Here is a 22,964-nt window from a genome sequence, read left to right as displayed (position 1 = left end):
CTCCGGGACCGATGGCTTTGTGGCTGCCCTCAGCGAGGGGAAAGCATCACTTGTTGATGCAGGTGTTGCCGAAGGCGGGGTTCAGCAGCCCGATCACGGAGACCGTGTTGCCGCAGACGTTCACCGGGACGTGAACGGGCACCTGAACAACGTTGCCGGACAGGACACCCGGGGAGTGCACGGCGGCACCCTGGGCACCCGAGTCGGCGACGGCCAGGCCCGCGCCCGCGAGAACCAGCCCACCGGTGGCAGCCGCAGCAGCGACGACCTTCTTGATCATTATTCCTCCTAGTTGGCAAAGCGACCCATCTTGCGATCGCATTACCTGTAACGAGGAGGGAGTAATGAGGCTACGAGCTTATGGTCGCATTCACTCTTCCCAGTCGGTTCCGTACGGGCGAGCGAATAGTTCCGTACCGGAGGGCCGATTCAGGACGCGTCGATGAAGCGGTCGAGAACCCGCACACCGAACTTCAGGCCGTCCACCGGCACCCGCTCGTCGACGCCGTGGAACATGCCCGCGAAGTCCAGCTCCGGGGGCAGCTTCAGCGGTACGAAGCCGAAGCCTCGGATGCCCAGGTCGTCGAAGGACTTCGCGTCGGTGCCGCCGGAGAGCATGTAGGGGACAGCCTTGGCGGTCGGGTCCTCGGCCAGCAGCGAGGACTGCATCGCCTCCACGAGCGCCCCGTCGAAGGTGGTCTCGACGGCCTTGTCGGCGTGGACGTCCTCGCGACGCACGTTCGGGCCGAGGATCCGGTCCAGGTCGGTGAGGAACTCCTCCTCGAAACCGGGCAGGAACCGGCCGTCGACGTGGGCGGTCGCCTCGCCCGGGATGACGTTGACCTTGTAGCCGGCGCCGAGCTGCGTGGGGTTGGCCGTGTTGCTCAGCGTCGCGCCGATGAGCTTGGCGATGCCGCCGAGCTTCGCGAGGGTCGACTCCATGTCCTCCGGGTCGAGTTCGGTGCCGAACGCGTCACCGAGCTCGTCGAGGAAGGCGCGGGTGGTCTTGGTGACCCGCACCGGGAACTTGTGCCGTCCCAGCCGCGCGACGGCCTCCGACAGCTCGGTGATCGCGTTGTCCCGGTGGATCATCGACCCGTGCCCAGCCGTGCCGGCCACGGTGAGCTTCATCCAGTGCATGCCCTTCTCGGCCGTCTGGATCAGGTACAGCCGCCGCTGCTCGCTCACGGTGAAGGAGAATCCGCCCACCTCGCTGATCGCCTCGGTGACGCCCTCGAACAGGTCGGGGTGGTTGCGCACGAGGTGCTTCGCTCCGTACGTACCGCCCGCCTCCTCGTCGGCGAGGAACGCGAGGACGATGTCGCGCGGGGGCTTGCGCCCGCTGCGCAGCCGGTCGCGGACGACCGCGAGGGTCATCGCGTCCATGTCCTTCATGTCGACGGCCCCGCGGCCCCACACGCAGCCGTCGGCCACCTCGCCGGAGAAGGGGTGGTGGGTCCAGTCGTCCGCGTTGGCCGGTACGACATCGGTGTGCCCGTGGATGAGGAGCGCGGGCCGGGAGGGGTCCTCGCCCTCGATCCGGGCCACCGTGGAGGCGCGGCCCGGGTGCGACTCGAAGATCTGCGGTTCGAGCCCGACCTCGGCAAGCTTCTCGGCGACGTACTCGGCCGCCTTGCGCTCGCCCGGACCCGAGTGGTCGCCGTAGTTGCTGGTGTCGATCTGGATCAGCTCGCGGCAGAGGTCCACGACCTCGTCCTCGCCGGTGACGCTCCTGGCCGTGTCCGTCTCGCTCACGTGCTTCCTCCCGCTGTCACTGCTGGTGGGTCCCTCTCATCCTCTCTCCAGACGGCCCGGTCCCCAAGACCGCTCCCGGCCCGTCACACGCCGTTCACACCCCACCGCGGCGCGGGCGGGGGGTGATCGGCCACCCCTGAAAGCCTGGTAATGTTTACGTCGTCGCCGCGGGGAGAACCCACGCGACAGACACCTTGTCCGGGTGGCGGAATGGCAGACGCGCTAGCTTGAGGTGCTAGTGCCCTTTATCGGGCGTGGGGGTTCAAGTCCCCCCTCGGACACAGATCGAAAAGCCCCTCTCGTCGAGGGGCTTTTCGTCGTTTGTGCCCGGGACGCGAGGAATGTGGTCGACGTCTCGCCCCGCCGGGAGAAGCGCAGGTGGGAGGGGGCGGCGGCGCGCCTGAGCGGTGTCTCGCGTTTGCCTCCGAGTGGCGGACATGACAGGACGAAGTCACCCGACCACTAGAGTATTGGGCTTGTTCGCGCCGGATCGGAACATCCCCAGGCAGACCTGCGGGCCCGACGGCGCCCCGGATCGTCCGGGTTCGAGACGCGAGGATCCGATGGCCGCCCTGCACGAAAGCCCCGACCTCACTCTGCTGGACCGGGAGTGGAGCACAGCACTCCGCGACGTGGCCCGCTTCTCCGCCGGCCCCGCGGCCTCGCCCCGCACCCTGGTCGACGTCTTCGAGGCATCCGTACGGTCGTATCCCGACGAGCCGGCGCTCGACGACGGCCACCGGCTGCTCACCTACCGCGCGCTGGCCGCCGAGGTGGAGAGCCTGCGGCGGAGACTGGCCGCCGCGAAGGTCGGGCTCGGGGACCGCGTCGGGGTCCGGGTCCCGTCGGGCACCAACGACCTGTACGTGGCGATCCTCGCCGTGCTGGCGGCCGGTGCCGCCTATGTGCCCGTGGACGCCGAGGACCCCGACGAGCGGGCCGCGCTGGTCTTCGGCGAGGCCGGGGTGCGGGCGGTCATCGGGGCCGGTCACGAACTGACCGTCGGCGATGCCGCCGGGCACACCGCCGCCCGGCCCGGTGTCGGGCACGACGCGTGGATCATCTTCACCTCCGGCTCCACCGGGAAGCCCAAGGGCGTGGCCGTGAGCCACCGCAGCGCCGCCGCCTTCGTGGACGCGGAGGCCGCGCTGTTCCTGGCCGACGAGCCGATCGGGCCCGGTGACCGGGTCATGGCGGGGCTGTCCGTGGCGTTCGACGCGTCGTGTGAGGAGATGTGGCTGGCGTGGCGGCACGGCGCCTGTCTGGTGCCGGTGCCCCGCTCGCAGGTCAGGAGCGGTGCCGATCTCGGGCCCTGGCTGGTCGAGCAGGAGATCACCGTCGTGTCCACCGTGCCGACGCTGGCCGCGCTCTGGGAGCCGGAGACGCTCAACGACGTACGTCTGCTGATCTTCGGCGGCGAGGCGTGCCCGCCCGAGCTGGCGCAGCGTCTGGTGACCGAGGGGCGCGAGGTGTGGAACACCTATGGGCCGACCGAGGCGACCGTCGTGGCGTGCGCGTCGCTGATGAGCGGCGAGGAGCCGATCCGGATCGGGCTGCCGCTGGACGGCTGGGAGCTGGCCGTCGTGGACGAGGCCGGGGAGCCCGTGCCGATGGGCGGCAGCGGTCAGCTGGTGATCGGCGGGGTCGGGCTCGCCCGGTATCTCGACGCCGAGAAGGACGCGGAGAAGTACGCGCCGCTTCAGTCGCTGGGCTGGGAGCGGGCGTACCGCAGCGGTGACCTGGTGCGGGCCGAGCCGGAGGGGCTGGTGTTCCTCGGGCGGGCCGATGAGCAGATCAAGCTCGGCGGGCGCCGTATCGAGCTCGGTGAGGTCGACGCGGCGCTGCAGGCGCTGCCCGGGGTGGCCGGGGCCGCGGCCGCGGTGCGTACGGCCCGCAGCGGCAACGAGCTCCTCGTGGGCTACGTCGTCCTCCAGGACGGCTGGGACCACTCGGCCGCCGTCGAGCGGTTGCGGGCCGAGCTGCCCGCGGCCCTGGTGCCGTTGCTCGCGCCGGTCGACGAGCTGCCGACGCGTACGTCGGGCAAGGTGGACCGCAACGCGCTGCCCTGGCCGCTGGAGGGACTGGAGACGGGCGGCCCGGCCGAGCCGCTGTACGGCACCGAGGCCTGGCTCGCCGAGCAGTGGACGGATGTCCTCGGCATTCCGGTGACGTCGGCCTCCGACGACTTCTTCGCGATCGGCGGGGGCAGTCTGGCCGCCGCCCAGCTGACGACGAGGCTGCGCACGCGCTACCCGAGCGCCGCCGTCCTCGACATCTACCAGCGGCCGGTCCTGCGGAAGCTGGCCCGGCAGCTGGAGGAGTCGGTACAGGACGACAACGCCCAGCGGGTCGTGGCCCCGGTGCCGAGGCGTGCCCAGTTCGTGCAGCTCCTGCTGCTGGTTCCGTTGTTCACGCTGCTCGGGCTGCGCTGGACGGTGCCGCTCGCCGCGCTCGGGAACGTGCTGCCCGGCTACGCCTGGCTGCCGACCGCGCCCTGGTGGCTGGTCGCGGCCGGTGCCGTGGTGCTCTTCAGCCCGCCCGGGCGTCTGGCGCTCGCCGCGGGCGGGGCCCGGTTGCTGCTGCGGGGGGTGCGGCCGGGCCGCTACCCGCGTGGCGGGAGCGTCCATATGCGGCTGTGGACGGCCGAGCGGCTGGCCGAGTTCAGCGGGGCGACCTCGCTGACCGGATCCTGGCTGGAGCGGTACGCGCGAGCGCTGGGCGCCAAGGTCGGGCAGGACGTGGACCTGCACTCGCTGCCGCCGGTCACCGGCATGCTCAAGCTGGGCCGGGGCGCGGCCGTCGAGTCCGAGGTGGACCTGTCCGGGTACTGGCTGGACGGCGACCGGCTGGAGGTCGGGCCGGTGAAGGTGGGCGCGCACGCCGTCGTCGGCACGCGCAGTCTGCTCTTCCCGGGTGCGCGGGTGGGCAAGCGGGCCGAGGTGGCGCCCGGTTCGGCGGTCACCGGCCAGGTTCCCACCGGGCAGCGGTGGGCCGGCGCGCCGGCGGTCAAGCTGGGCCGGGCCAAGCGCAACTGGCCGAAGGACCGGCCCGGGCGGGGCGCGTTCTGGCGCGTGATGTACGGCGTGACGGGTTTCGCGCTGACCGCGTTGCCGGTGGTCTCGGCCGCTGCCGCGCTGCTGGTGGCGGGGCTGTTCGTCGGTCCGGACGCCGGACTGGGCGCGGCCCTGCGCGGTGCTGCGCTCGCGTTGGTGCCGGCGACGCTCGCGTTCGGGCTGGCGTACGCGCTGCTGATCGTGGTCGGCGTACGGCTGCTAAGCCTGGGGCTGCGGGAGGGCACGCACGCCACGCACAGCCGGGTGGGCTGGCAGGCCTGGACCGTGACCCAGCTGATGGACCGGTCGCGGGACACGCTGTTCCCGCTGTACGCGGGGCTGGTCACGCCGGTGTGGCTGCGGCTGCTCGGGATGCGGATCGGGCGGCGGGCCGAGGTGTCCACCGTGCTGGCCCTGCCCAGTCTGACCACGGTCGGTGAGGGCGCGTTCCTGGCGGACGACACCCTGACCGCGCCGTACGAGCTCGGCGGCGGCTGGCTGCGGGTCGGGCGCGCGGAGATCGGGCGGCGCGCCTTTCTCGGCAACTCGGGGATGACCGGGCCGGGGCGCAGCGTGCCGGACGGCGGTCTGGTGGGTGTGCTGTCGGCGACGCCGAAGAAGGCCAAGAAAGGCAGCTCGTATCTGGGGCTGCCGCCGGTGAAGCTGCCGCGGGCCGCGTCCGACGGCGACCAGAGCCGTACCTATGATCCGCCCGCGCGGCTGCTGTGGGCGCGCGGGCTTGTGGAGCTCTGCCGGATCGTGCCGGTGTTCTGCTCGGCGGCGCTGGCGGTGGGGACGGCGGCGGCGCTGTGCGCGCTCGGGGTGTGGGCTCCCCTGCTGTCCGGTCTTGTGCTGCTCGGGGCGGGCTGCGCGGCGGGGCTCGTCTCGATCGCTGCGAAGTGGCTCCTCGTGGGGCGGCATCGCCGGGCCGAGCACCCCCTGTGGAGCTCCTTCGTGTGGCGCAACGAGCTGGCGGACACCTTCGTCGAGGTGCTGGCCGTGCCGTGGCTGGCCGGTTCGGTGCCGGGTACGCCGCTGCTGTCGGCGTGGCTGCGCGGACTCGGTGCGCACATCGGCAGGGGGGTGTGGATCGAGAGCTACTGGCTGCCGGAGACGGATCTGGTGACACTCGAGGACGCGGCGACCGTGAACCGGGGCTGTGTGCTCCAGACCCACCTCTTCCACGACCGGATCTTGCGGACGGATACTGTGGTCCTCCGTGAGGGCGCCACTCTGGGCCCGGGCGGAATCATCCTGCCCGGCAGCGCCGTCGGGGCCCGCGCCACGCTGGGTCCGGCGTCCCTGGTGATGGCCGCGGAGTCCGTGCCCGACGACACGCGCTGGCTGGGCAACCCGATCGAGGCGTGGCGTCGCTAGGCACAACCCCCCGCGGGGCCGGCGGACGTCGTACGAGCGCAGTGCAGGGAGCAGACGCAACAGTGGCGGTTCAGCAGTCAGTGGGTCAGGACCCGTATTTCCCGGGCAACGGTGACCTCAGGTACCGGGTGCACCGGTACGAGCTCACGCTGGACTACCGCCCCGCGCCGAACCGGCTGTCGGGAACGGCGCGGATCAACGCCATAGCGGGCCGGGGTCAGCTCACGGAGTTCCAGCTGAACCTCGCGGACTTCCGGGTGGGCCGGGTGAAGGTCGACGGCCGTACGCCGCACTACACGCACCGGGGCGGCAAGCTGCGGGTGCGCCCCGCGAAGCCGGTGCGCGCCGGTGCCGCCTTCACCGTCGAGGTGCAGTGGTCGGGCAACCCCCGGCCGGTGAACAGTCCCTGGGGCGGTCTCGGCTGGGAGGAGCTGGAGGACGGGGCGCTGGTGGCGAGCCAGCCGGTCGGGGCGCCTTCGTGGTACCCGTGCAACGACCGGCCCGCCGACAAGGCCTCGTACCACATCTCGGTCACCACGCCGTCGGCCTACGCGGTGGTGGCCGGTGGACGCCTGCTGACCCGCACGACGAAGGCCTCGACGACGACCTGGGTGTACGAGCAGGCGGCGCCGACGTCCAGCTACCTGGTGGGGCTGTCGATCGGGAAGTACCAGACCGTGCTGCTGGGTGACCCGGGTCCGGGAGGGGTTCCGCAGCACGGGCACATTCCGGCACATCTGCTCCCCCGGTTCGCCCGGGACTTCGCACGGCAGCCCGCGATGATGGAGCTGTTCCAGGAGCTGTTCGGGCCGTACCCGTTCGACGAGTACGCGGTGGTCGTGACCGAGGAGGAGCTGGACGTCCCCGTCGAGGCGCAGGGGTTGTCGCTGTTCGGGTCCAACCACGTGGACGGGGAGCGGGGTTCGGAGCGGCTGGTCGCGCACGAGCTGGCGCACCAGTGGTTCGGCAACAGCGTGTCGATCGCCGACTGGCGGCAGATCTGGCTGAACGAGGGGTTCGCGAAGTACGCCGAGTGGCTGTGGTCGGAGCGCTCGGGAGGGCGCAGCGCCCAGCAACTGGCCGCCGCAGCACACCGGTTGCTGTTCTCGCTGCCTCAGGACCTCCGGCTGGCCGATCCGGGGCGGAAGTCGATGTTCGACGACCGTCTCTACCAGCGGGGCGGGCTCGTCCTGCACGCGGTGCGGTGTGCCCTGGGCGACGACGCGTTCTTCCGCATGCTGCGCGGGTGGGCGGGGCAGCACCGGGGCGGGGCGGTGACGACGGCGAACTTCACCGCGCACGTGGGGCGGTTCACGGACGAGCCGCTGGACGCGCTGTTCGACTTGTGGCTGTACGGGACGACGCTGCCGCCGCTGCCCTCGCCCCGGACGGGTGGGTCCGTCTAGGACAATGTCCGTCATGACGACGCCTTCCTGCACCTGTGGCCGCCCCGGGACCTACGGCGACTGCTGTGGGCGCTACCACTCCGGAGGATCGGCCGCGCCGACCGCCGAGGCGTTGATGCGGTCGCGGTACAGCGCCTTCGTGAAGGGGGACGCGGGGTATCTGCTGCGGACCTGGCATCCGCGGACGCGGCCCGGGCGGCTGGACCTCGATCCCGGGATGCGGTGGACGGGCCTGGAGATCCTGGACACGGGTGACGGGTCCGCGTTCCACACCACCGGGACCGTGACGTTCCGGGCCTCGTACCGGGGCGGATCGCTGCATGAGCGGAGCCGGTTCGAGCGGGTGGACGGGGCGTGGGTGTACGTGGACGGGGAGATTCTTCCGTAGCGGAACTACGGCGCCAGGATGTCGAGTTCCTGGAGGGCTCCGACCGTGATCTCACGGGTCAGTTCCTCCGCGCGGGCCGCGTCGCCCGCGCGGACCGCCTCGGCGACCTGGACGTGCAGGGTGACGGCTGCCGGGTCGGGGTCCTCGAACATCACGTCGTGGTGGGTGCGGCCGGCCAGGACCTCGGCGACCACGTCGCCGAGGCGGGCGAACATCTCGTTGCCGGAGGCGGCCAGGACGGCGCGGTGGAAGGCGACGTCGTGGACGAGGTACTCCTCCAGCTTGTGGCCGCGTGAGTTGGCGACCATGCCGAGGGCGCACTCGGTGAGCTCGGCGCACTGCTCGGCGGTGGCGTGCCGGGCGGCGAGGCCCGCCGCGACCGGTTCGACCGCCGAGCGCAGCACCGTGAGGGACCGCAGCTGCCCGGCGCGGTCGGCGCCGGCCAGGCGCCAGCGGATGACCTCGGGGTCGTAGACGTTCCACTCGGACTTGGGGCGGACCGTGACGCCGACGCGGCGGCGGGACTCGACCAGGTGCATGGACTCAAGGACGCGGACCGCCTCGCGCATCACGGAGCGCGACACGTCGAAACGCTGGGCCAGCTCGTCCGTGCGCAGCACGCTGCCCGGCGGGTACTCGCCGGCCGTGATCTCGGGGCCGAGGGTGTCCAGTACATGGCCGTGCAGCCCTCGACCCGGTGTGCTCATGCACTCAGCGTACGGGGTAGATCACGGAGACAAAAAGTCAGACTTATTTGTCACGGCCTCTTGAATTAGTCGTACCTAATGGGTTTCAGTTGCGTCGACATCACGTGTCGACGAAGACAGCAGACAGTGAGGCAGCGATGAACACCCCCCACGTCGTCGTGGTCATGGGCGTCGCGGGCACCGGCAAGACCACCATCGGTCCCCTGCTCGCGGCCCGGCTCGGCGTTCCCTACGCCGAGGGCGACGACTTCCACCCGGAGGCCAACATCGCCAAGATGTCGGCCGGTACGCCACTCACCGACGAGGACCGCTGGCCCTGGCTGGACGCCATCGGCGCGTGGGGGCACGGGCGGGCCGGGCTCGGCGGGGTGGTCAGCTGCTCGGCACTGAAGCGGTCGTATCGCGACCGGCTGCGGGCCGCCGCGCCCGGCGTGGTCTTCGTGCACCTCGCGGGCGACCGCGCGCTGATCGAGGACCGGATGTCGCACCGGCAGGGGCACTTCATGCCCACGGCGCTGCTCGACTCCCAGTTCGCCACCCTCCAGCCGCTGGAGAGCGACGAGGCGGGGGTCCGCGTGGACGTCCTGGGCAGCCCGGAGGAGATCACCGAACGGGCCGTGAGCGCGCTCGAGGATCTCCCGGAGCCCGTCCAGTAGCCCCTGCACTCCCTTCCTACGACTCCCCTCACCCCCAAGGACACCTCACCCGTGACCAGACTCAGCGTCGAGATGCTGGCAGCGGACGCACCCGAGCCGATCACCTCGGCCGGCCACGCTCAGCTGGGCATCGCCGTGCTGGCGGGCATCGCCGTCATCGTCCTGCTCATCACCAAGTTCAAGCTGCACGCCTTCCTGGCGCTGACCATCGGGTCACTGGCGCTCGGCGCGATCGCCGGGGCTCCGCTGGACAAGGTCCTCACCAGCTTCAGCGCCGGCCTCGGCACCACGGTCGCCGGCGTCGGCGTGCTGATCGCCCTTGGCGCGATCCTCGGCAAGATGCTCGCCGACTCCGGGGGCGCCGACCAGATCGTCGACACCATCCTGGAGAAGGCCGGCGGGCGGTCGATGCCGTGGGCGATGGTGCTGATCGCCTCCGTGATCGGACTGCCGCTCTTCTTCGAGGTCGGCATCGTGCTGCTGATCCCGGTGGTGCTGATGGTCGCCAAGCGCGGCAACTACTCGCTGATGCGCATCGGCATCCCGGCGCTCGCGGGCCTGTCCGTGATGCACGGCCTGGTGCCGCCGCACCCCGGTCCGCTGGTCGCGATCGACGCGGTCGGCGCGGACCTCGGCGTGACGCTGGCGCTCGGTGTCCTGGTCGCCGTTCCCACGGTGATCATCGCCGGTCCGGTGTTCTCGAAGTACGCCGCCCGCTGGGTGGACGTGCCCGCCCCCGACAACATGATTCCGCAGCGCGCCTCCGAGGACCTGGAGAAGCGCCCCGGCTTCGGCGCCACGCTGTTCACGGTCCTGCTGCCGGTGATCCTGATGCTCGCCAAGGCGCTGGTCGACATCGTCGTGGACGACCCGGAGAACCCGGTCCAGCGCGTCTTCGACGTCATCGGCGCCCCGATGATCGCGCTGCTCGCCTCGGTACTGGTCGGCATCTTCACGCTGCTGCGGCCCGCCGGGTTCTCCAAGGAGCGCGTCTCGCCGCTCGTGGAGAAGAGCCTCATGCCCATCGCGGGCATCCTGCTGATCGTCGGCGCGGGCGGAGGCTTCAAGCAGACGCTGATCGACACCGGCGTGGGCCAGATGGTGCTGGAGATCTCCGAGGACTGGTCGATCCCGGCGCTGCTGCTGGCCTGGCTGATCGCGGTGGCGATCCGGCTGGCGACCGGTTCGGCGACGGTGGCGACGGTCTCGGCGGCCGGTCTGGTCGCCCCGCTGGCGGCCGACATGTCGACGACGCACGCGGCCCTTCTCGTCCTGGCCATCGGCGCCGGCTCCCTCTTCTTCAGCCATGTGAACGACGCCGGGTTCTGGATGGTGAAGGAGTACTTCGGACTGACCGTCGGCCAGAACATCAAGACCTGGTCCGTCATGGAGACGATCATCTCGGTGGTCGCCGGCGGCATCGTCCTGCTGTTGTCCTTGGTGATCTAGGAGAGGTACGGCCATGACTGCTCACCCCCTGTTCGATATCAGCGGCCGTACGGCCCTGGTGACCGGCTCCAGCCGGGGCATCGGACTCGCCCTCGCCCGTGGTCTGGCGGAAGCCGGCTGCACGGTCGTCCTGAACGGGCGCGACAAGGACCGGCTGGCCGAGGCCGCCGCCGGGCTGCCCGGCGACAAGGCGCACACGGCCGCGTTCGACGTGACCGACGGATCGTCCGTGGCGGACGGGATAGCCGAGGTCGAGCAGCGGGTGGGCCCGCTCGACATCCTCGTCAACAACGCGGGCATGCAACTGCGCGCCCCGCTGCTGGAGTTCACCGACTCGGACTGGCACCGGATCCTGGACACCAATCTGACCAGCGCCTTCCTGACCGGCCGGGAGGCGGCGCGCCGGATGACGGAACGCGGCCACGGCAAGATCATCAATATCTGCTCGCTGCAGAGCGAGGTCGTACGGCCCGGGATCGCGCCGTACGCGGCGACCAAGGGCGCGCTGAAGATGCTCACCAAGGGCATGTGCGCGGACTGGGGCCCGAGCGGTGTGCAGGTCAACGGGCTCGGCCCGGGCTACATCGAGACCGAGCTGACCAAGCCCCTCGTCGACGACGAGGAGTTCAGCGCCTGGGTGCGGCGCCGTACCCCGGCCGGGCGCTGGGGCCGTACGCAGGACCTGGTGGGCGGGGTGCTGTTCCTCGCCTCCCCGGCCGCCGACTTCATCAGCGGGCAGGTGCTGTACGTCGACGGCGGTATGACGAGCGTGCTGTGACATCGGCTGTGACATCGCTGTGGCCATTGCTGTGACGATTCAGGAGGTTTCGATGCTGGGTTGTGTGATTCACGGTCAGGACGACCTCCGGGTCGCGCAGTTGCCGGTTCCCGAGCCCGGGCCGGGGCAGGCGCTGGTCGCCGTCCGGTACGGCGGGGTGTGCGGGTCCGATCTGCACTACTGGCGACACGGTGGCGTCGGGGACTTCCGGCTCAGGGAGCCGATGGTGCTCGGGCACGAGGTCGTCGGGACGGTGCTCGCGTACGGGGCCGGCGCCTCGGGTCCGATTCCGGGTACGGCCGTGGCCGTGCACCCGGCGACCCCGTGCGGAGTGTGCCCGGAGTGCTCGGCCGGGCGGCGGAACGTGTGCCGGGACACCCGCTATCTGGGCAGTGCGGCGCGTTTCCCGCATGTGCAGGGCGGGTTCGCGGCGCAGGTGGTCGTGCCGAGTGAGCAGTTGCGGGCGTTGCCGGACGGTCTGGAGCTGCGCCGGGCCGCGCTCGCCGAGCCGCTGTCCGTCGGGCTGCACGCGGTGCGACGGGCCGGGGACGTGGCCGGGCGGCATGTTCTGGTGACCGGTGCCGGGCCGATCGGGTGTCTGGTGGTCGCGGCGGCGAAGGCGGCGGGGGCGGCGCGGGTCACCGTGACGGACCTGCTGCCCGAGGCGTTGGAGTACGCCCGGGTCGCCGGTGCGGAGACGGTTGTGCGGGCCGATGACCCGGATGACGCCGGGTGGCCCGATGAGGTCGATGTGGCGATCGAGGCGTCCGGGGTGGCGGCGGGGCTCGACGCGTGTCTGCGGCGGGTGCGGCGGGGTGGGGTTGTCGTGCAGTTGGGGATGTTGCCCCCCGGGCAGAGTCCGTTTGCGGGGAACCTTGTGGTGAGCCGGGAGATCGAGCTGCGGGGGGCGTTTCGGTTCGATACGGAGTTTGACGCGGCGTTGGAGTTGTTGGCTGTGGAGCCGGCGTTCGATGGGCTGGTGAGTGCGGTGGTTCCCGTGGGGGATGCCGAGGTTGCTTTTGCCCTGGCCGCGGATCGGAGTCGGTCTTGCAAGGTACTGTTGGATTTTGCCGTTGCGCCGTAGGTGGTTGATGTGGTGCGGGGGCTGCGGGAGCGTTGTGGTTGTTCGCGCAGTTCCCCGCGCCCCTGAAGGCAACGAACTACCGGCGCCATAGAGGGTGCTGGCGGTCCGACCACTCTCTGCTCACCCTGCCCGTTCTCATTCCCCTGCGCGCTTCCGGGTCCGCCAGCGCCATGCCGATGTGGCCCGCCAGGACGATTCCTATCGTGAGGGCCAGCCAGTCGTGGACGAAGGTTGCGCTGGTGCGCCAGAGCAGGGGCGTGAGGTGGGTGAACCACATCATCAGGCCGGTGGCGAGCATGACGAGGGTGGCGCCGGCGATCCAGGCCGCGTAGATCTTCTGGCCGGCGTTGAACTTGGCGGCCGGGCGGGAGGCGGACCGTTTGTCGCGGTGCAGGGCGGCGCGCAGCCAGGTGCGGTCGTGGGGGCCGAAGCGGTTGAGCCGGCCGAGGTCGGTTCGGAAGGCGCGGGAGGCGAGTCCTGCCAGGACCGGGAGGGGCAGGGCGAGGCCCGACCACTTGTGCAGGGTGACGACCAGGGCGCGGCGGCCTACGAGTTCGGCGAGCTGGGGGACGTAGAGGCAGGCCGCCGTCAGTACGCAGACGCCCATCAGGGCGGCCGTCGTGCGGTGGATCCAGCGCTCGGCCGGGGTGAAGCGGCTGACCGCGGCCGCGGTGTCAGCTCGTGGGTGCATCGTCGCGTCCGTTCGAGCGGCCCACCCAGGCGTCGACGTCGTAGCCGCGCTCCTCCCAGTAGCCCGGCTCGACCTCGTCGGTGAGGGTGATGCCGGAGAGCCACTTGGCGGACTTGTAGAAGTACATGGGCGCCACGTAGAGGCGGACCGGGCCGCCGTGGGAGTGGCTGAGGTCCTTGTCCTGCATGCGCAGGGCGACCAGGACGTCCGCGCGGCGGGCCTGGGCGAGGGTGAGGCTCTCGGTGTAGGTGCCGTCGAAGCAGGTGAAGCGGATCGCCTTCGCGGTGGGGCGTACACCGGCCGCGTCGAGGAGCCGGGAGAGACGTACGCCTTCGAACGGCGTGTCCGGGACCCGCCAGCCGGTGACGCACTGGACGTCGCGGACCATGCGGGTCTGCGGGAGAGCATTCAGCGCGTCCAGGGTGTAGGTGGTGGGGCGTTCGACCAGGCCGTCGATCTTGAGCCGGTACGTGTCCTCGTTCTTGCGCGGGACGGACGAGGCGACCGAGTAGTAGCGGAAGCCGCCCCCGTTCGGGAGCAGTCCGGTCAGGCCGGTGGGGTCCTTGTCGGCGGCGCCGCCGAGGAAGCCCTCCAGGCCGCGCTGCAGCTTGGGCGCGGCGGCGACGCCGAGGGCGCCCAGGGCGAGGGTGCCGAGGAAGACGCGGCGGCCGACCGGGGTGCCCCGCTCCTCGGGGTGTCCGTCGTTCACGCCGTCTTGTACGTCCTCGTGCACGCCCCCATTCACATCCTCGTCGCCCCTCTTCGCGTTCACGTTCTCATTCGAACACCCGCGGCCCCGGCAGGACAGGGATCGCGGGTGCTCGTCAGACTTCCGTAACCACTTCTTACGCGGGCACCCTCAGGACGAGGCCGCCTTGTCGAGCTGGAACGCCTCGTTGCCGAGCCCGATCCGGGCGTGCTTCTCGGGGGCGCGGGCGCGCAGCACCAGGCCCAGGACCAGGCCCGCGACCAGGGCGAGGCCGATGACGCCGGGCAGCACCCAGCTCAGCGAGGAGTCCGGGCCGGCGCCGACCAGCACCTCGAAGTCCTTCACCGTGTAGCCGGCGATCACGAGCAGGGCGAGGCCGGACAGCGTGGCGGTGACCAGCCGCCAGGCCTGGGCTCCGGCGGCGCCGCGGCGGACGAAGAAGACGACGACCGACAGGGAGGCCGCCGCCATCAGCACGATCACGCCGAGGGCGCCGATGTTGCCGAGCCAGGTGAACAGGTGCAGGACGGGCGCGGTCGGGTCGCCGACCGGCTTGTCGTCGGCGATCGCGAAGGCGATCACGACCACCACGGCCGTGACTGTCTGCAGCAGCGAGCCGGTGCCGGGGGCGCCGCTGGTGCCGCTGGTCCGGCCGAAGGCGGCGGGCAGCAGGCCCTCGCGGCCCATGGCGAAGGCGTACCGGGCGACGACGTTGTGGAAGCTGAGCAGGGCGGCGAACATGCCGGTGACGAAGAGGACGTGCAGGACGTCGGTGAAGGTGCCGCCGAGGCGGGACTCGGTGAGGAAGAACAGCAGTCCGGCGCTCTCCTTCTGGGCCGTGCCGACGATCGCGGAGGGGCCGGTGGCGACGGTGAGGGCCCAGCTGCTCAGCGCGAAGAAGACGGCGACCCCGCCGACGGCGAAGAACATCACGCGCGGCACCAGGACGTGCGGGCGGCTGGTCTCCTCTGCGTAGACGGGGGCCTGCTCGAAGCCGAGGAACGCGGCGATGCAGAAGCACAGGGCGGTGCCGACGCCCGCGCCGGTGAGCGTGTCGGGGTTGAAGGCGTGCAGCGACAGGCCTTCCTTGCCGGGGTCGGCGAGGGCGGCGACGTCGAAGATCACGACGAGGAGCACCTCGATGACCAGCAGCACGCCGAGCACCCGGGCGTTGACGTCGATCTTCAGCCAGCCGAGCAGTCCGACGGCGAGGGCGGCCACCAGGGCCGGTATCCACCAGGCGATCTCCACGTCGGCGTAGGTGGCGAGGAGCCCGGAGACCTCGAAGCCGAAGATGCCGTAGATGCCGATCTGGAGCGCGTTGTAGGCGACGAGGGCGACCAGGGCGGCGCCCGCGCCGGCCGTGCCGCCGAGGCCGCGGGAGATGTAGGCGTAGAAGGCGCCCGCGTTGTGGACGTGGCGGCTCATCTCGGCGTAGCCCACGCTGAACAGGACCAGGACGACGCCGAGGACGACGAAGAGCAGCGGCTGGCCGACGATGCCCATCACCGCGAATGTAGTGGGCATGACACCAGCGACCACCATGAGCGGGGCGGTGGCCGCGAGGACGGAGAGCAGCAGTCCCCCGGTGCCGAGGCGGTCGGCGCGCAGGGCGCGCTCCTGCCCCTTGAACGTACTGATGCCGCCGCCTGCGGCGGACGTGCTCGTACTCGAACTGTCCGTGGTCATCGGGAGAGCGTCCTCACTTCTGGGGGGTGGCGGGGGTCAGGCCGTGCCGAGCGCGCCGGCGCGGGCGGCGGCGAAGGCGGTGTGCGGGTCGCGGTCCGGGTACGACCAGGGCGCCGGGGTGGCGTACCGGCCGATCCGGTGGAACAGGGCGGCGGCCTCGGCGCCCCGCCCCTCGCAGAACTTGGCGTGGGCGAGGAAGTTCAGGTCGATCAGCCGGCGCGGGTGGCCCTCCAGCTCCCACTCCAGCCACCAGTCGAAGGCGGCCTTCATCACCTGCCGGGCGCGGCGGCCGGTCCAGTGGCCCGAGGCGGCCGGGTCGGCGGGCTCGTACCCGGCGGCGGCCAGCACCCGGTAGCGCTCGGCGTGGGCGATGACGGGCAGGATCGCGAGCGGGGAGTCGGCCGGTGCCTGTTCGGCGGCCCAGTTGGCGAAGTCGTAGACCTCGTGCAACGGGTCCGGGCCGGCGTCGGTGCGGCGGGCGGCGAGCCGGGCGACCATCAAGTGGTGGGCGTGGTGGTGGTCGGCGTACCGGCCGCGGACCGCCTCGAACTGCCGGACCACGTCCAGGTCCCTGCCGGTCGCGCACTCCAGCATGAGCAGGCCGAGCCAGGGGGTGGGGTCGGCCGGGGCGCGGGCGGCGGCGGTCTCGCAGGCCTCGCGGGCGCGGACCGGCTTGCCCTTGCCGCGCAGCACCCGCCGGACCTCGGCGAGGGCGAGCAGGACGGAGGCGTCGGCGGACTCGGGTTCGGCGAGCAGCCACTCACGGGCCCAAGCGGCGCAGTAGGACTCGGCCGCCAGGACCGTGATCCGGTGGCCGCGGCGGTCCCAGTCGTCCCCGGTGCGGACCAGCAGGGAACGGACGTGCTGCCAGCGGCCCTGCGCCAGCGCGGCGCGCGCGGTCACGAGGTCGGCGTCGTCGAGGGCCTCGTCGAAGGCCTGTGCCGCACGTCTGCGGCCACGGCCGAGGGGAGGCGGGGGTGGGGACACCGCGGGACTTCCTCACGCGCTCTTCTGGTGTTTCGGCTCACGGCGGTCGAGGGGGCGCGGGTGTGCGCAATGCCATGAACTGATCACGCACAGCCAACCCCCCGCCAACGGTTGACGTCAAGGGCCGCCATCGCGTTACACGCGTCAAGTGGTGTGACTCGTGAGGGTTTTGTGATCAACGGGGAGTGAGAGGAGCATGAGACCGACATCCGATTTTTCCGTTTCGCCCTTTGTGACGTACGTCATAGCGTTAGCCCGTTTCGACCCGGACCATGGCAGGACGTACGGGCGCGCCGGGCGGAGCCGGCCGGTACAGTCGGCCCCTACGCAACCGTGAACCCGACCTGATGATCGAGGTACACCGCGTGTCGGTTCTAGTACTCGTGCTCGCCCTGAGCGCCGCCTGCTGTCTTGGCTTCGGCTTCGTCCTGCAGCAGAACGCGGCCCAGCGGGCTCCCCTGAGCGACTTCCTCTCCTTCCGCCTGCTGATCGACCTGGTGAAGGTGCCCCGCTGGCTCGGCGGCATCGCGCTGATGGTGGTCGGCATGGCGCTGGGCGCCGCCGCCCTCGGGCAGGGCGAGCTGTCCCTGGTGGAGCCGCTGCTGGCGACCAACCTGCTGTTCGCGCTCGCGCTCTCCCGCAGGCAGACCAGGCAGCCACTGGGCCGCCAGGGCTGGGCGGGCCTCCTGCTGCTGGCGGGCGGAGTGACCGCGTTCATCGTGGCGGGCCAGCCGCAGGGCGGAGCCGCGACGGCGGATCCGGTGCGGCAGTGGCTGATCATCGGGGCCATGGTCGGTCTCGCACTCGTGCTCACCACGCACGCCAAGCGCTCGCGGCTCAGCTCCGGGCCCGTGCTGCTGGCCCTGGCCGCCGGGCTGCTGTACGGCGTGCAGGACGCGCTGACCCGGGTGAGCGGGCAGAAGTTCTCCGACGGCGGCTTCGCCGAGCTGCTGACCGGCTGGCAGCCGTACGCGGTCCTCGCGCTGGGCGTCACGGGGCTGGTCCTCGTGCAGAGCGCCTTCGAGACCGCCTCCCTGCGCAAGTCGCTGCCCGCCCTGACCGCGGCCCAGCCGCTCGCCGGGATCATCTGCGGCGTCGGTTTCCTCGGCGACCGGCTGCGGACCGACGCGGTGGCCCTGAGCTGGGAGGCGGGCGGTCTGCTTGCCGTGGTCGCCGGGATCGTGCTGCTGGGGCTGCATCCGGCGATGCCGCACGGGCTGGCGAAGCGGGCCCATGTGGGGAAGCTGCAGGCACAGCCGCAGCCCCAGTGATCCGGGCGCCGCTCACTGCTTGGATGAGGGCATGAGCGCTGCTGACGAGATCCTCGACATCGTCGACGAGAACGACCAGGTCATCGGGCAGTTGCCCCGAGGCGAGGTCTACGCGGAGGGCCTGCGGCACCGCTGTGTGTTCGTCCAGGCCCGGGACGCCGAGGGGCGTCTCTTCGTGCACCGGCGGACACCCACCAAGCTGGTCTTCCCCTCCCTCTACGACATGTTCGTCGGCGGCGTGGTCGGCGCGGGCGAGGCCTACGACACGGCGGCCCTGCGCGAGGCCGAGGAGGAACTGGGCGTGACCGGCCTGCCGGACCCGCGGTACCTCTTCAAGTTCCTCTACGACAACGGCGCCGGCCAGAGCTGGTGGTCGGCGGTGTACGAGGTCCGCTGCGAGCTTCCCGTGCGGCCGCAGGCCGAGGAGGTGGCCTGGCACGACTTCCTGCCCGAGGACGAGGTGGAGCGGCGCCTCGGTGACTGGGAGTGGGTGCCGGACGGGCTGGCGGCGTACGAGCGGCTCAAGGCGTTCCGGGCGAGGCCGTAGCCGGCGCCGGCGGCCGGCGATCGCCTCCCGGGTAGGGTCGCGCACGTGATCGAGTTCGTACGGAACGTCCGGTTGTGGTTCGCGCCCGCCGAGGTCCGGCAGGACGGCGAGGCGCCCGACTACCGGTTCTCACTGGCGAACGAACGCACCTTCCTGGCCTGGCTGCGCACCGCCCTCGCGCTGATCGGCGGCGGCTTCGCCGTGGACCAGTTCCTGCCGGACCTGCGCTGGGGCTGGCGGGTGGGGCTGGCCCTCGCGCTGCTCGCCGCGGGGGTGCTGTGCTCGCTGCGGGCGGTCAACCACTGGGTGCGCTGCGAGCGGGCGATGCGCCGGGGCGAGGATCTGCCGGTGTCCCGGTTCCCGGCGTTGCTGAGCCTCGTCGTCGCGGTCGTGGCCGTCGCGATGGTGCTCGTGGTGCTCGTGGGGTGGGAGGGGTGAGCGTGGCCGGCAGCGTGTCTCGGACCCCTGACCGCGACCCCGGGCTCCAGCCCGAGCGGACCCGGCTCGCGTGGCGTCGTACGACGCTCTCCGGCACGGTCTCGGCCGTGCTCGCCGTGAAGACCGCGCTGCACGGTGGCGCGTCGGTGGCCGGGGTCGTCGCGTGCGCGCTGTGCTGTGTCCTGTGGCTGGGCTTCCTCGGCGTCGCCCACCGCCGGATCCGCACCCTCTCCGCCTCCGGCATCCCGGCGGCGTTCGCGCCCCGGCACGCCACGGCCGCGGTGCTGTGCACGGTCGCGATGGCGGTGTGCGGGGCCGCCCTCGTTCTCTAGACACAGCCCCGGGTGCGGGCGGCTACGGGCGGCGCTACTCCCCCTCCGTCTCCCAGTCCACCGTGACGACGATCTTGCCGCGGGTCCGGCCCTCCTGGTTCAGCTGATGCGCGTCCGCCGCCCGCTCCAGCGGGAACGTCTCGGAGACGTGCACGCTCACCACGCCCCCTTCCGCCAGTTCGGACAGCCGCTGGAGGTCCTCGGCGTCGGGGCGTACGAAGTAGTAGCGGCCGCCGTAGTTCACGACGTCGCCGTCGGCGATCGACACCAGGCGGCCCTCGGGGGCCAGCAGGTTCGCCGAGACCTTCAGCGCGTCACCGCCGACCGTGTCGAACACCGCGTCGACACCCTCTGGTGCCAGCCCCCGCACCCGCTCGCCCAGGCCCTCGCCGTACGTCACCGGCTCACCTCCGAGGCCCCGCACGAAGTCGTGGTTGGGCTCGCTCGCCGTACCGATCACCCGGGCGCCGAGGTGGGTGCCGAGCTGTACGGCGATCGAGCCGACGCCGCCGGCCGCCGCGTGCACCAGGACGGTCTCGCCCCGCTTCACCTGGAGCACCTTGAGCAGCACCTGGTAGGCGGTGAGCCCGACCAGCGGCAGTCCGGCCGCTTCCTCGAAGGAGAGGTTGCGCGGCTTGCGGGCGAGCGTGCGCAGGGGCGCGGCCACGTACTCGGCGAAGGTGCCACGGGAGAGGAAGTCCTCGCGTACGTACCCGATGACCTCGTCCCCGACGTCGAACTCCGAGACGGCCACACCGGGCCGTACGACGACGCCCGAGACGTCCCAGCCGGGCACCACGGGGAAGGCGGGTTCGAGGATGGCGTCGAGGTAGCCCTCGCGGGCCTTCCAGTCGACGGGGTTCACGGCCGCCGCCCGCACTTTCACCAGTACGGCGTCCGGGCCGACCTTGGGATCGCGGACTTCCCCGAACGCCAGCACCTCGGGTCCGCCGTACCGTGAGTAGCTGATGGCCTTCATGGCTCCGACCTTCCGGGCTCCCCGCACGGCCCGCAAGCCGGATGGCCTGAACGAAGCGGCGCGGGCTCCTGGGCCTCCCCGGCGCCCCGCGGGAGGAGCCGTCGGCCTATCGTGGCTCCGATCACGTTTCGGCCCCCCTCTGGACGACATACCGACCGGTCGGCATCATGAGTCGGGTACCGTCCATCTCCCCGTAGGAGCGACGCATGAGCCCCGACCACCCGCCCGGACTCGATCTCGACCGGCTTCGCGGCCTGCTCGACCAGGAGCGCCCCGGCCTGGTGAACGGCCCGCTGTCCGGCCGGCTGATCGAGGGCGGACGGTCGAATCTCACGTACGCGGTCTCCGACGGCACCGCGCGCTGGGTCGTACGGCGGCCTCCGCTCGGCCATGTGCTGGCCACCGCGCACGACATGAAGCGCGAGCACCGGGTGATCAGCGGGCTGTATCCGACCGCCGTGCCGGTTCCGCGGCCGGTGCTGCTGTGCGAGGACGAGGAGGTGCTCGGGTCGCCCTTCTACGTCATGGAGTTCGTCGAGGGCACCCCCTATCGCACCGCCGACCAGCTCGCCCCGCTCGGTCCGGAGCGGACCCGGGGCGCGGTGCTGAACCTGGTGGACACGCTGGTGGAGCTGCACGCGGTGGACCCGGGGGAGGCCGGCCTCGCGGACTTCGGGCGGCCCGAGGGCTTCCTGGACCGGCAGCTGCGGCGCTGGGGCAAGCAGCTGGACGCCTCCCGCAACCGCGAGCTGGACGGTATCGACGAACTGCACGCCGCCCTCGGCCGGGATCTGCCCCGCTCCCCCGCGCCGGCCGTCGTGCACGGCGACTACCGGCTCGACAACGTGCTGATCGGCGAGGACGACCAGATCAAGGCCATCCTCGACTGGGAGATGTCGACGCTGGGCGACCCGCTCACCGACCTCGGTCTGCTGGTGATGTACAGCATGCCGCTGGGCATGCCCGAGTCCCCCGTCTCCACGACCGCCGAGGCCCCCGGGCATCCGGCGCCGTCCGAACTCATCGAGCGGTACGCCGCGCGCTCGGGGCGCGACGTCTCCGCGGTCTCCTGGTACACGGCGTTCGCCTGGTTCAAGCTCGCCGTGATCCTCGAGGGCATCCACTACCGCTACACGCTCGGCCAGACGGTCGGGCGCGGGTTCGACCGCATCGGCGACCTCGTGCCCGTCTTCGTCCGGCACGGGCTGACCACGCTTCACGAGGGCCTTCAGGAGGGCTGATCCGTATGGACTTCGCGTTCGACGCACGCACCGAGGAGCTGCGCGCCAAGCTGCTCACGTTCATGGACGAGTACGTCTATCCGGCCGAGGCGGTGGCCGACGAGCAGCGCGCCTCGCTCACCTCCCCGTGGGAAACCGTGCCCGTGGTGGAGGAGCTGAAGGCCGAGGCGCGCAGGCAGGGCCTGTGGAACCTCTTCCTGCCGGACTCCGAGTACGGGGCCGGGCTCACCAACCTCCAGTACGCGCCGCTCGCCGAGATCATGGGCAGGTCCCCGCAGCTGGCGCCGACGGTGACCAACTGTGCGGCGCCCGACACCGGGAACATGGAGGTGCTGACTCAGTTCGGCGACGAGCAGCAGCGGAAGCAGTGGCTGGAGCCGCTGCTGGCGGGCGAGATCCGCTCGGCGTTCGCGATGACCGAGCCGGAGGTGGCCTCCTCGGACGCCACCAACATCACCACCCACATCGAGCGGGACGGCGACGAGTACGTCATCACCGGCCGCAAGTGGTACATCTCCGGAGCGATGCACCCCGACTGCAAGATCTTCATCGTGATGGGCAAGACGGACCCGGACGGGGACGACATCCGCCGTCAGCAGTCCATGGTGCTGGTCCCCCGTGACACGCCGGGTGTCACGATCAAGAGGGCGATGCAGGTCTTCGGCTATGAGGACCACTACCACGGCGGTCACGCCGAGGTGATCTTCGACCGGGCTCGCGTGCCGGCGTCGAATCTGATCGGCGAGGAGGGCGGCGGCTTCGCCATCGCGCAGGCCCGACTGGGTCCCGGCCGGATCCACCACTGCATGCGGCTGATCGGCATGGCGGAGCGGGCGATCGAGCTGATGTGCCGGCGGGCGGTGTCCCGTACGGCCTTCGGGAAGGCGCTGGCTCAGCAGGGCGTGGTGCACAACTGGATCGCGGACGCGCGGGTGACGGTCGAGCAGTTGCGGCTGCTGGTGCTGAAGACGGCCTGGCTGATGGACACGGTCGGGAACAAGGGCGCGCACACCGAGATCCAGTCGATCAAGATCGCTACGCCTCGGGCGGTGGTGGACATTCTCGACCGGGCGATCCAGTTGCACGGTGCGGGGGGTGTCAGTCAGGACTTCCCGCTGGCGGAGCTGTACGCGGGGGCGCGGACGCTGATGATCGCGGACGGGCCCGATGAGGTGCATCAGCGGTCGCTGGCTCGGCGGGAGTTGAAGAAGTACGTGTGAGGTGGTGCGGGCGGTGGGGTTTTTCGCCCCCGCCGCCCCTACCCGTCCCATCCCAGGGGCTCCGCCCCTTCGACCCCGCTGAGGGCTGCGCCCCCAGACCCCGCTTCGGCCTGAACGGCCTCGTCCTCAAGCGCCGGACGGGCTGGTGGGGGCGAGCCCGGCCTTTTGACTGACCGTGTCGGGTGGTGGGTGGGCATAGGCCGGGGG

The 22,964-nt window shown here is 71.4% G+C and carries 21 protein-coding genes and 1 tRNA gene; 14 read left to right on the top strand and 8 right to left on the bottom strand.

Annotation, left to right across the window (positions count from 1 at the left end; translation table 11 throughout):
• Positions 1 to 46 precede the first annotated feature (46 nt).
• Together chpH and ACWIF2_RS33635 are read right to left on the bottom strand one after the other, a co-directional pair.
• Positions 47 to 280 carry a chaplin ChpH gene (gene chpH, locus ACWIF2_RS33640; RefSeq protein WP_030608446.1) on the bottom strand — a complete coding sequence of 78 codons (234 nt, stop codon included), beginning with the start codon at positions 278 to 280 and terminating at the stop codon, positions 47 to 49.
• A gap of 149 nt (positions 281 to 429) precedes the next feature.
• Positions 430 to 1,755 (bottom strand): M20/M25/M40 family metallo-hydrolase, encoded by a 1,326-nt coding sequence (locus ACWIF2_RS33635; RefSeq protein ID WP_454364678.1) that lies wholly within the window; start codon positions 1,753 to 1,755, stop codon positions 430 to 432.
• 196 nt (positions 1,756 to 1,951) lie between these two features.
• Here ACWIF2_RS33635 and ACWIF2_RS33630 point away from each other — a divergent pair.
• The 4 genes from ACWIF2_RS33630 (at position 1,952) to ACWIF2_RS33615 (ending at position 7,979) form a co-directional block, all read left to right on the top strand.
• Positions 1,952 to 2,036, top strand: a tRNA-Leu gene (locus tag ACWIF2_RS33630).
• 282 nt (positions 2,037 to 2,318) lie between these two features.
• Positions 2,319 to 6,185, top strand: a complete 3,867-nt coding sequence (locus ACWIF2_RS33625) for a Pls/PosA family non-ribosomal peptide synthetase (protein WP_454364677.1) — start codon at positions 2,319 to 2,321, stop codon at positions 6,183 to 6,185.
• 62 nt (positions 6,186 to 6,247) lie between these two features.
• Positions 6,248 to 7,591: a M1 family metallopeptidase gene (locus tag ACWIF2_RS33620; protein ID WP_454364676.1), complete on the top strand. Its 1,344-nt coding sequence runs from the start codon at positions 6,248 to 6,250 to the stop codon at positions 7,589 to 7,591.
• Positions 7,592 to 7,604: 13 nt separating this feature from the next.
• Positions 7,605 to 7,979, top strand: a complete 375-nt coding sequence (locus ACWIF2_RS33615; protein ID WP_454364675.1) for a YchJ family protein — start codon at positions 7,605 to 7,607, stop codon at positions 7,977 to 7,979.
• A 5-nt stretch (positions 7,980 to 7,984) separates the two neighbouring features.
• Here ACWIF2_RS33615 and ACWIF2_RS33610 read toward each other — a convergent pair whose 3' ends face one another.
• A complete protein-coding gene (locus tag ACWIF2_RS33610) occupies positions 7,985 to 8,686 on the bottom strand; it encodes a FadR/GntR family transcriptional regulator (RefSeq protein WP_454364674.1) in 702 nt (233 codons plus the stop codon).
• Positions 8,687 to 8,823: 137 nt separating this feature from the next.
• Here ACWIF2_RS33610 and ACWIF2_RS33605 point away from each other — a divergent pair, with 137 nt between their 5' ends.
• Genes ACWIF2_RS33605 through ACWIF2_RS33590 form a run of 4 tightly spaced genes read left to right on the top strand, consistent with a single transcriptional unit; the run spans position 8,824 to position 12,653 of the window.
• Complete coding sequence (locus ACWIF2_RS33605) at positions 8,824 to 9,342, top strand: gluconokinase (RefSeq protein ID WP_454364673.1); 519 nt, start codon at positions 8,824 to 8,826, stop codon at positions 9,340 to 9,342.
• A gap of 51 nt (positions 9,343 to 9,393) precedes the next feature.
• Positions 9,394 to 10,791: a GntT/GntP/DsdX family permease gene (locus ACWIF2_RS33600; protein ID WP_454364672.1), complete on the top strand. Its 1,398-nt coding sequence runs from the start codon at positions 9,394 to 9,396 to the stop codon at positions 10,789 to 10,791.
• A gap of 13 nt (positions 10,792 to 10,804) precedes the next feature.
• Complete coding sequence (locus ACWIF2_RS33595) at positions 10,805 to 11,569, top strand: SDR family oxidoreductase (protein WP_454364671.1); 765 nt, start codon at positions 10,805 to 10,807, stop codon at positions 11,567 to 11,569.
• Between the two features lie 52 nt (positions 11,570 to 11,621).
• Positions 11,622 to 12,653 (top strand): L-idonate 5-dehydrogenase, encoded by a 1,032-nt coding sequence (locus tag ACWIF2_RS33590; protein ID WP_454364680.1) that lies wholly within the window; start codon positions 11,622 to 11,624, stop codon positions 12,651 to 12,653.
• Between the two features lie 76 nt (positions 12,654 to 12,729).
• Here the strand turns inward: ACWIF2_RS33590 and ACWIF2_RS33585 are convergent, their stop codons facing one another.
• The 4 genes from ACWIF2_RS33585 to ACWIF2_RS33570 form a co-directional block, all read right to left on the bottom strand.
• Positions 12,730 to 13,344 carry a cytochrome b/b6 domain-containing protein gene (locus tag ACWIF2_RS33585; protein WP_454364670.1) on the bottom strand — a complete coding sequence of 205 codons (615 nt, stop codon included), beginning with the start codon at positions 13,342 to 13,344 and terminating at the stop codon, positions 12,730 to 12,732.
• Positions 13,328 to 14,053 carry a molybdopterin-dependent oxidoreductase gene (locus ACWIF2_RS33580; protein WP_454364679.1) on the bottom strand — a complete coding sequence of 242 codons (726 nt, stop codon included), beginning with the start codon at positions 14,051 to 14,053 and terminating at the stop codon, positions 13,328 to 13,330. Before ACWIF2_RS33580 ends, ACWIF2_RS33585 begins: the two co-directional genes overlap by 17 nt.
• 150 nt (positions 14,054 to 14,203) lie before the next feature.
• Positions 14,204 to 15,742 carry an APC family permease gene (locus ACWIF2_RS33575; RefSeq protein ID WP_454364669.1) on the bottom strand — a complete coding sequence of 513 codons (1,539 nt, stop codon included), beginning with the start codon at positions 15,740 to 15,742 and terminating at the stop codon, positions 14,204 to 14,206.
• Between the two features lie 36 nt (positions 15,743 to 15,778).
• A complete protein-coding gene (locus ACWIF2_RS33570; RefSeq protein WP_454364668.1) occupies positions 15,779 to 16,729 on the bottom strand; it encodes a hypothetical protein in 951 nt (316 codons plus the stop codon).
• Positions 16,730 to 17,076: 347 nt separating this feature from the next.
• On the opposite strand from ACWIF2_RS33570, the gene ACWIF2_RS33565 reads away from it, so the two are divergent.
• The 4 genes from ACWIF2_RS33565 to ACWIF2_RS33550 are packed head-to-tail and all read left to right on the top strand — an operon-like array spanning position 17,077 to position 19,317.
• The gene (locus tag ACWIF2_RS33565) at positions 17,077 to 18,000 is read left to right on the top strand and encodes a DMT family transporter (RefSeq protein ID WP_454364667.1); all 924 of its coding nucleotides are present in this window, start codon (positions 17,077 to 17,079) and stop codon (positions 17,998 to 18,000) included.
• Positions 18,001 to 18,031: 31 nt separating this feature from the next.
• Positions 18,032 to 18,547 carry an NUDIX hydrolase gene (locus tag ACWIF2_RS33560; protein ID WP_454364666.1) on the top strand — a complete coding sequence of 172 codons (516 nt, stop codon included), beginning with the start codon at positions 18,032 to 18,034 and terminating at the stop codon, positions 18,545 to 18,547.
• A gap of 45 nt (positions 18,548 to 18,592) precedes the next feature.
• Positions 18,593 to 18,985, top strand: a complete 393-nt coding sequence (locus ACWIF2_RS33555; RefSeq protein ID WP_454364665.1) for a YidH family protein — start codon at positions 18,593 to 18,595, stop codon at positions 18,983 to 18,985.
• A gap of 14 nt (positions 18,986 to 18,999) precedes the next feature.
• On the top strand, positions 19,000 to 19,317 hold the full coding sequence (locus tag ACWIF2_RS33550; protein WP_454364664.1) for a DUF202 domain-containing protein: 318 nt from the start codon (positions 19,000 to 19,002) through the stop codon (positions 19,315 to 19,317).
• A gap of 34 nt (positions 19,318 to 19,351) precedes the next feature.
• Here the strand turns inward: ACWIF2_RS33550 and ACWIF2_RS33545 are convergent, their stop codons facing one another.
• Positions 19,352 to 20,296: an NADP-dependent oxidoreductase gene (locus ACWIF2_RS33545; RefSeq protein WP_454364663.1), complete on the bottom strand. Its 945-nt coding sequence runs from the start codon at positions 20,294 to 20,296 to the stop codon at positions 19,352 to 19,354.
• Between the two features lie 206 nt (positions 20,297 to 20,502).
• Between ACWIF2_RS33545 and ACWIF2_RS33540 the strand changes: the two genes are divergently transcribed.
• Positions 20,503 to 21,537 carry a phosphotransferase family protein gene (locus ACWIF2_RS33540; RefSeq protein ID WP_454364662.1) on the top strand — a complete coding sequence of 345 codons (1,035 nt, stop codon included), beginning with the start codon at positions 20,503 to 20,505 and terminating at the stop codon, positions 21,535 to 21,537.
• Between the two features lie 5 nt (positions 21,538 to 21,542).
• Entirely contained in the window at positions 21,543 to 22,757 is a 1,215-nt protein-coding gene (locus tag ACWIF2_RS33535) for an acyl-CoA dehydrogenase (RefSeq protein WP_454364661.1), read from the top strand.
• Positions 22,758 to 22,964 lie beyond the last annotated feature (207 nt).

This window comes from Streptomyces sp. NPDC055506 (assembly GCF_053643595.1).
The sequence above is the reverse complement of the archived record's forward strand: the minus strand, read 5'-3'. Positions and strand labels throughout refer to the sequence as shown.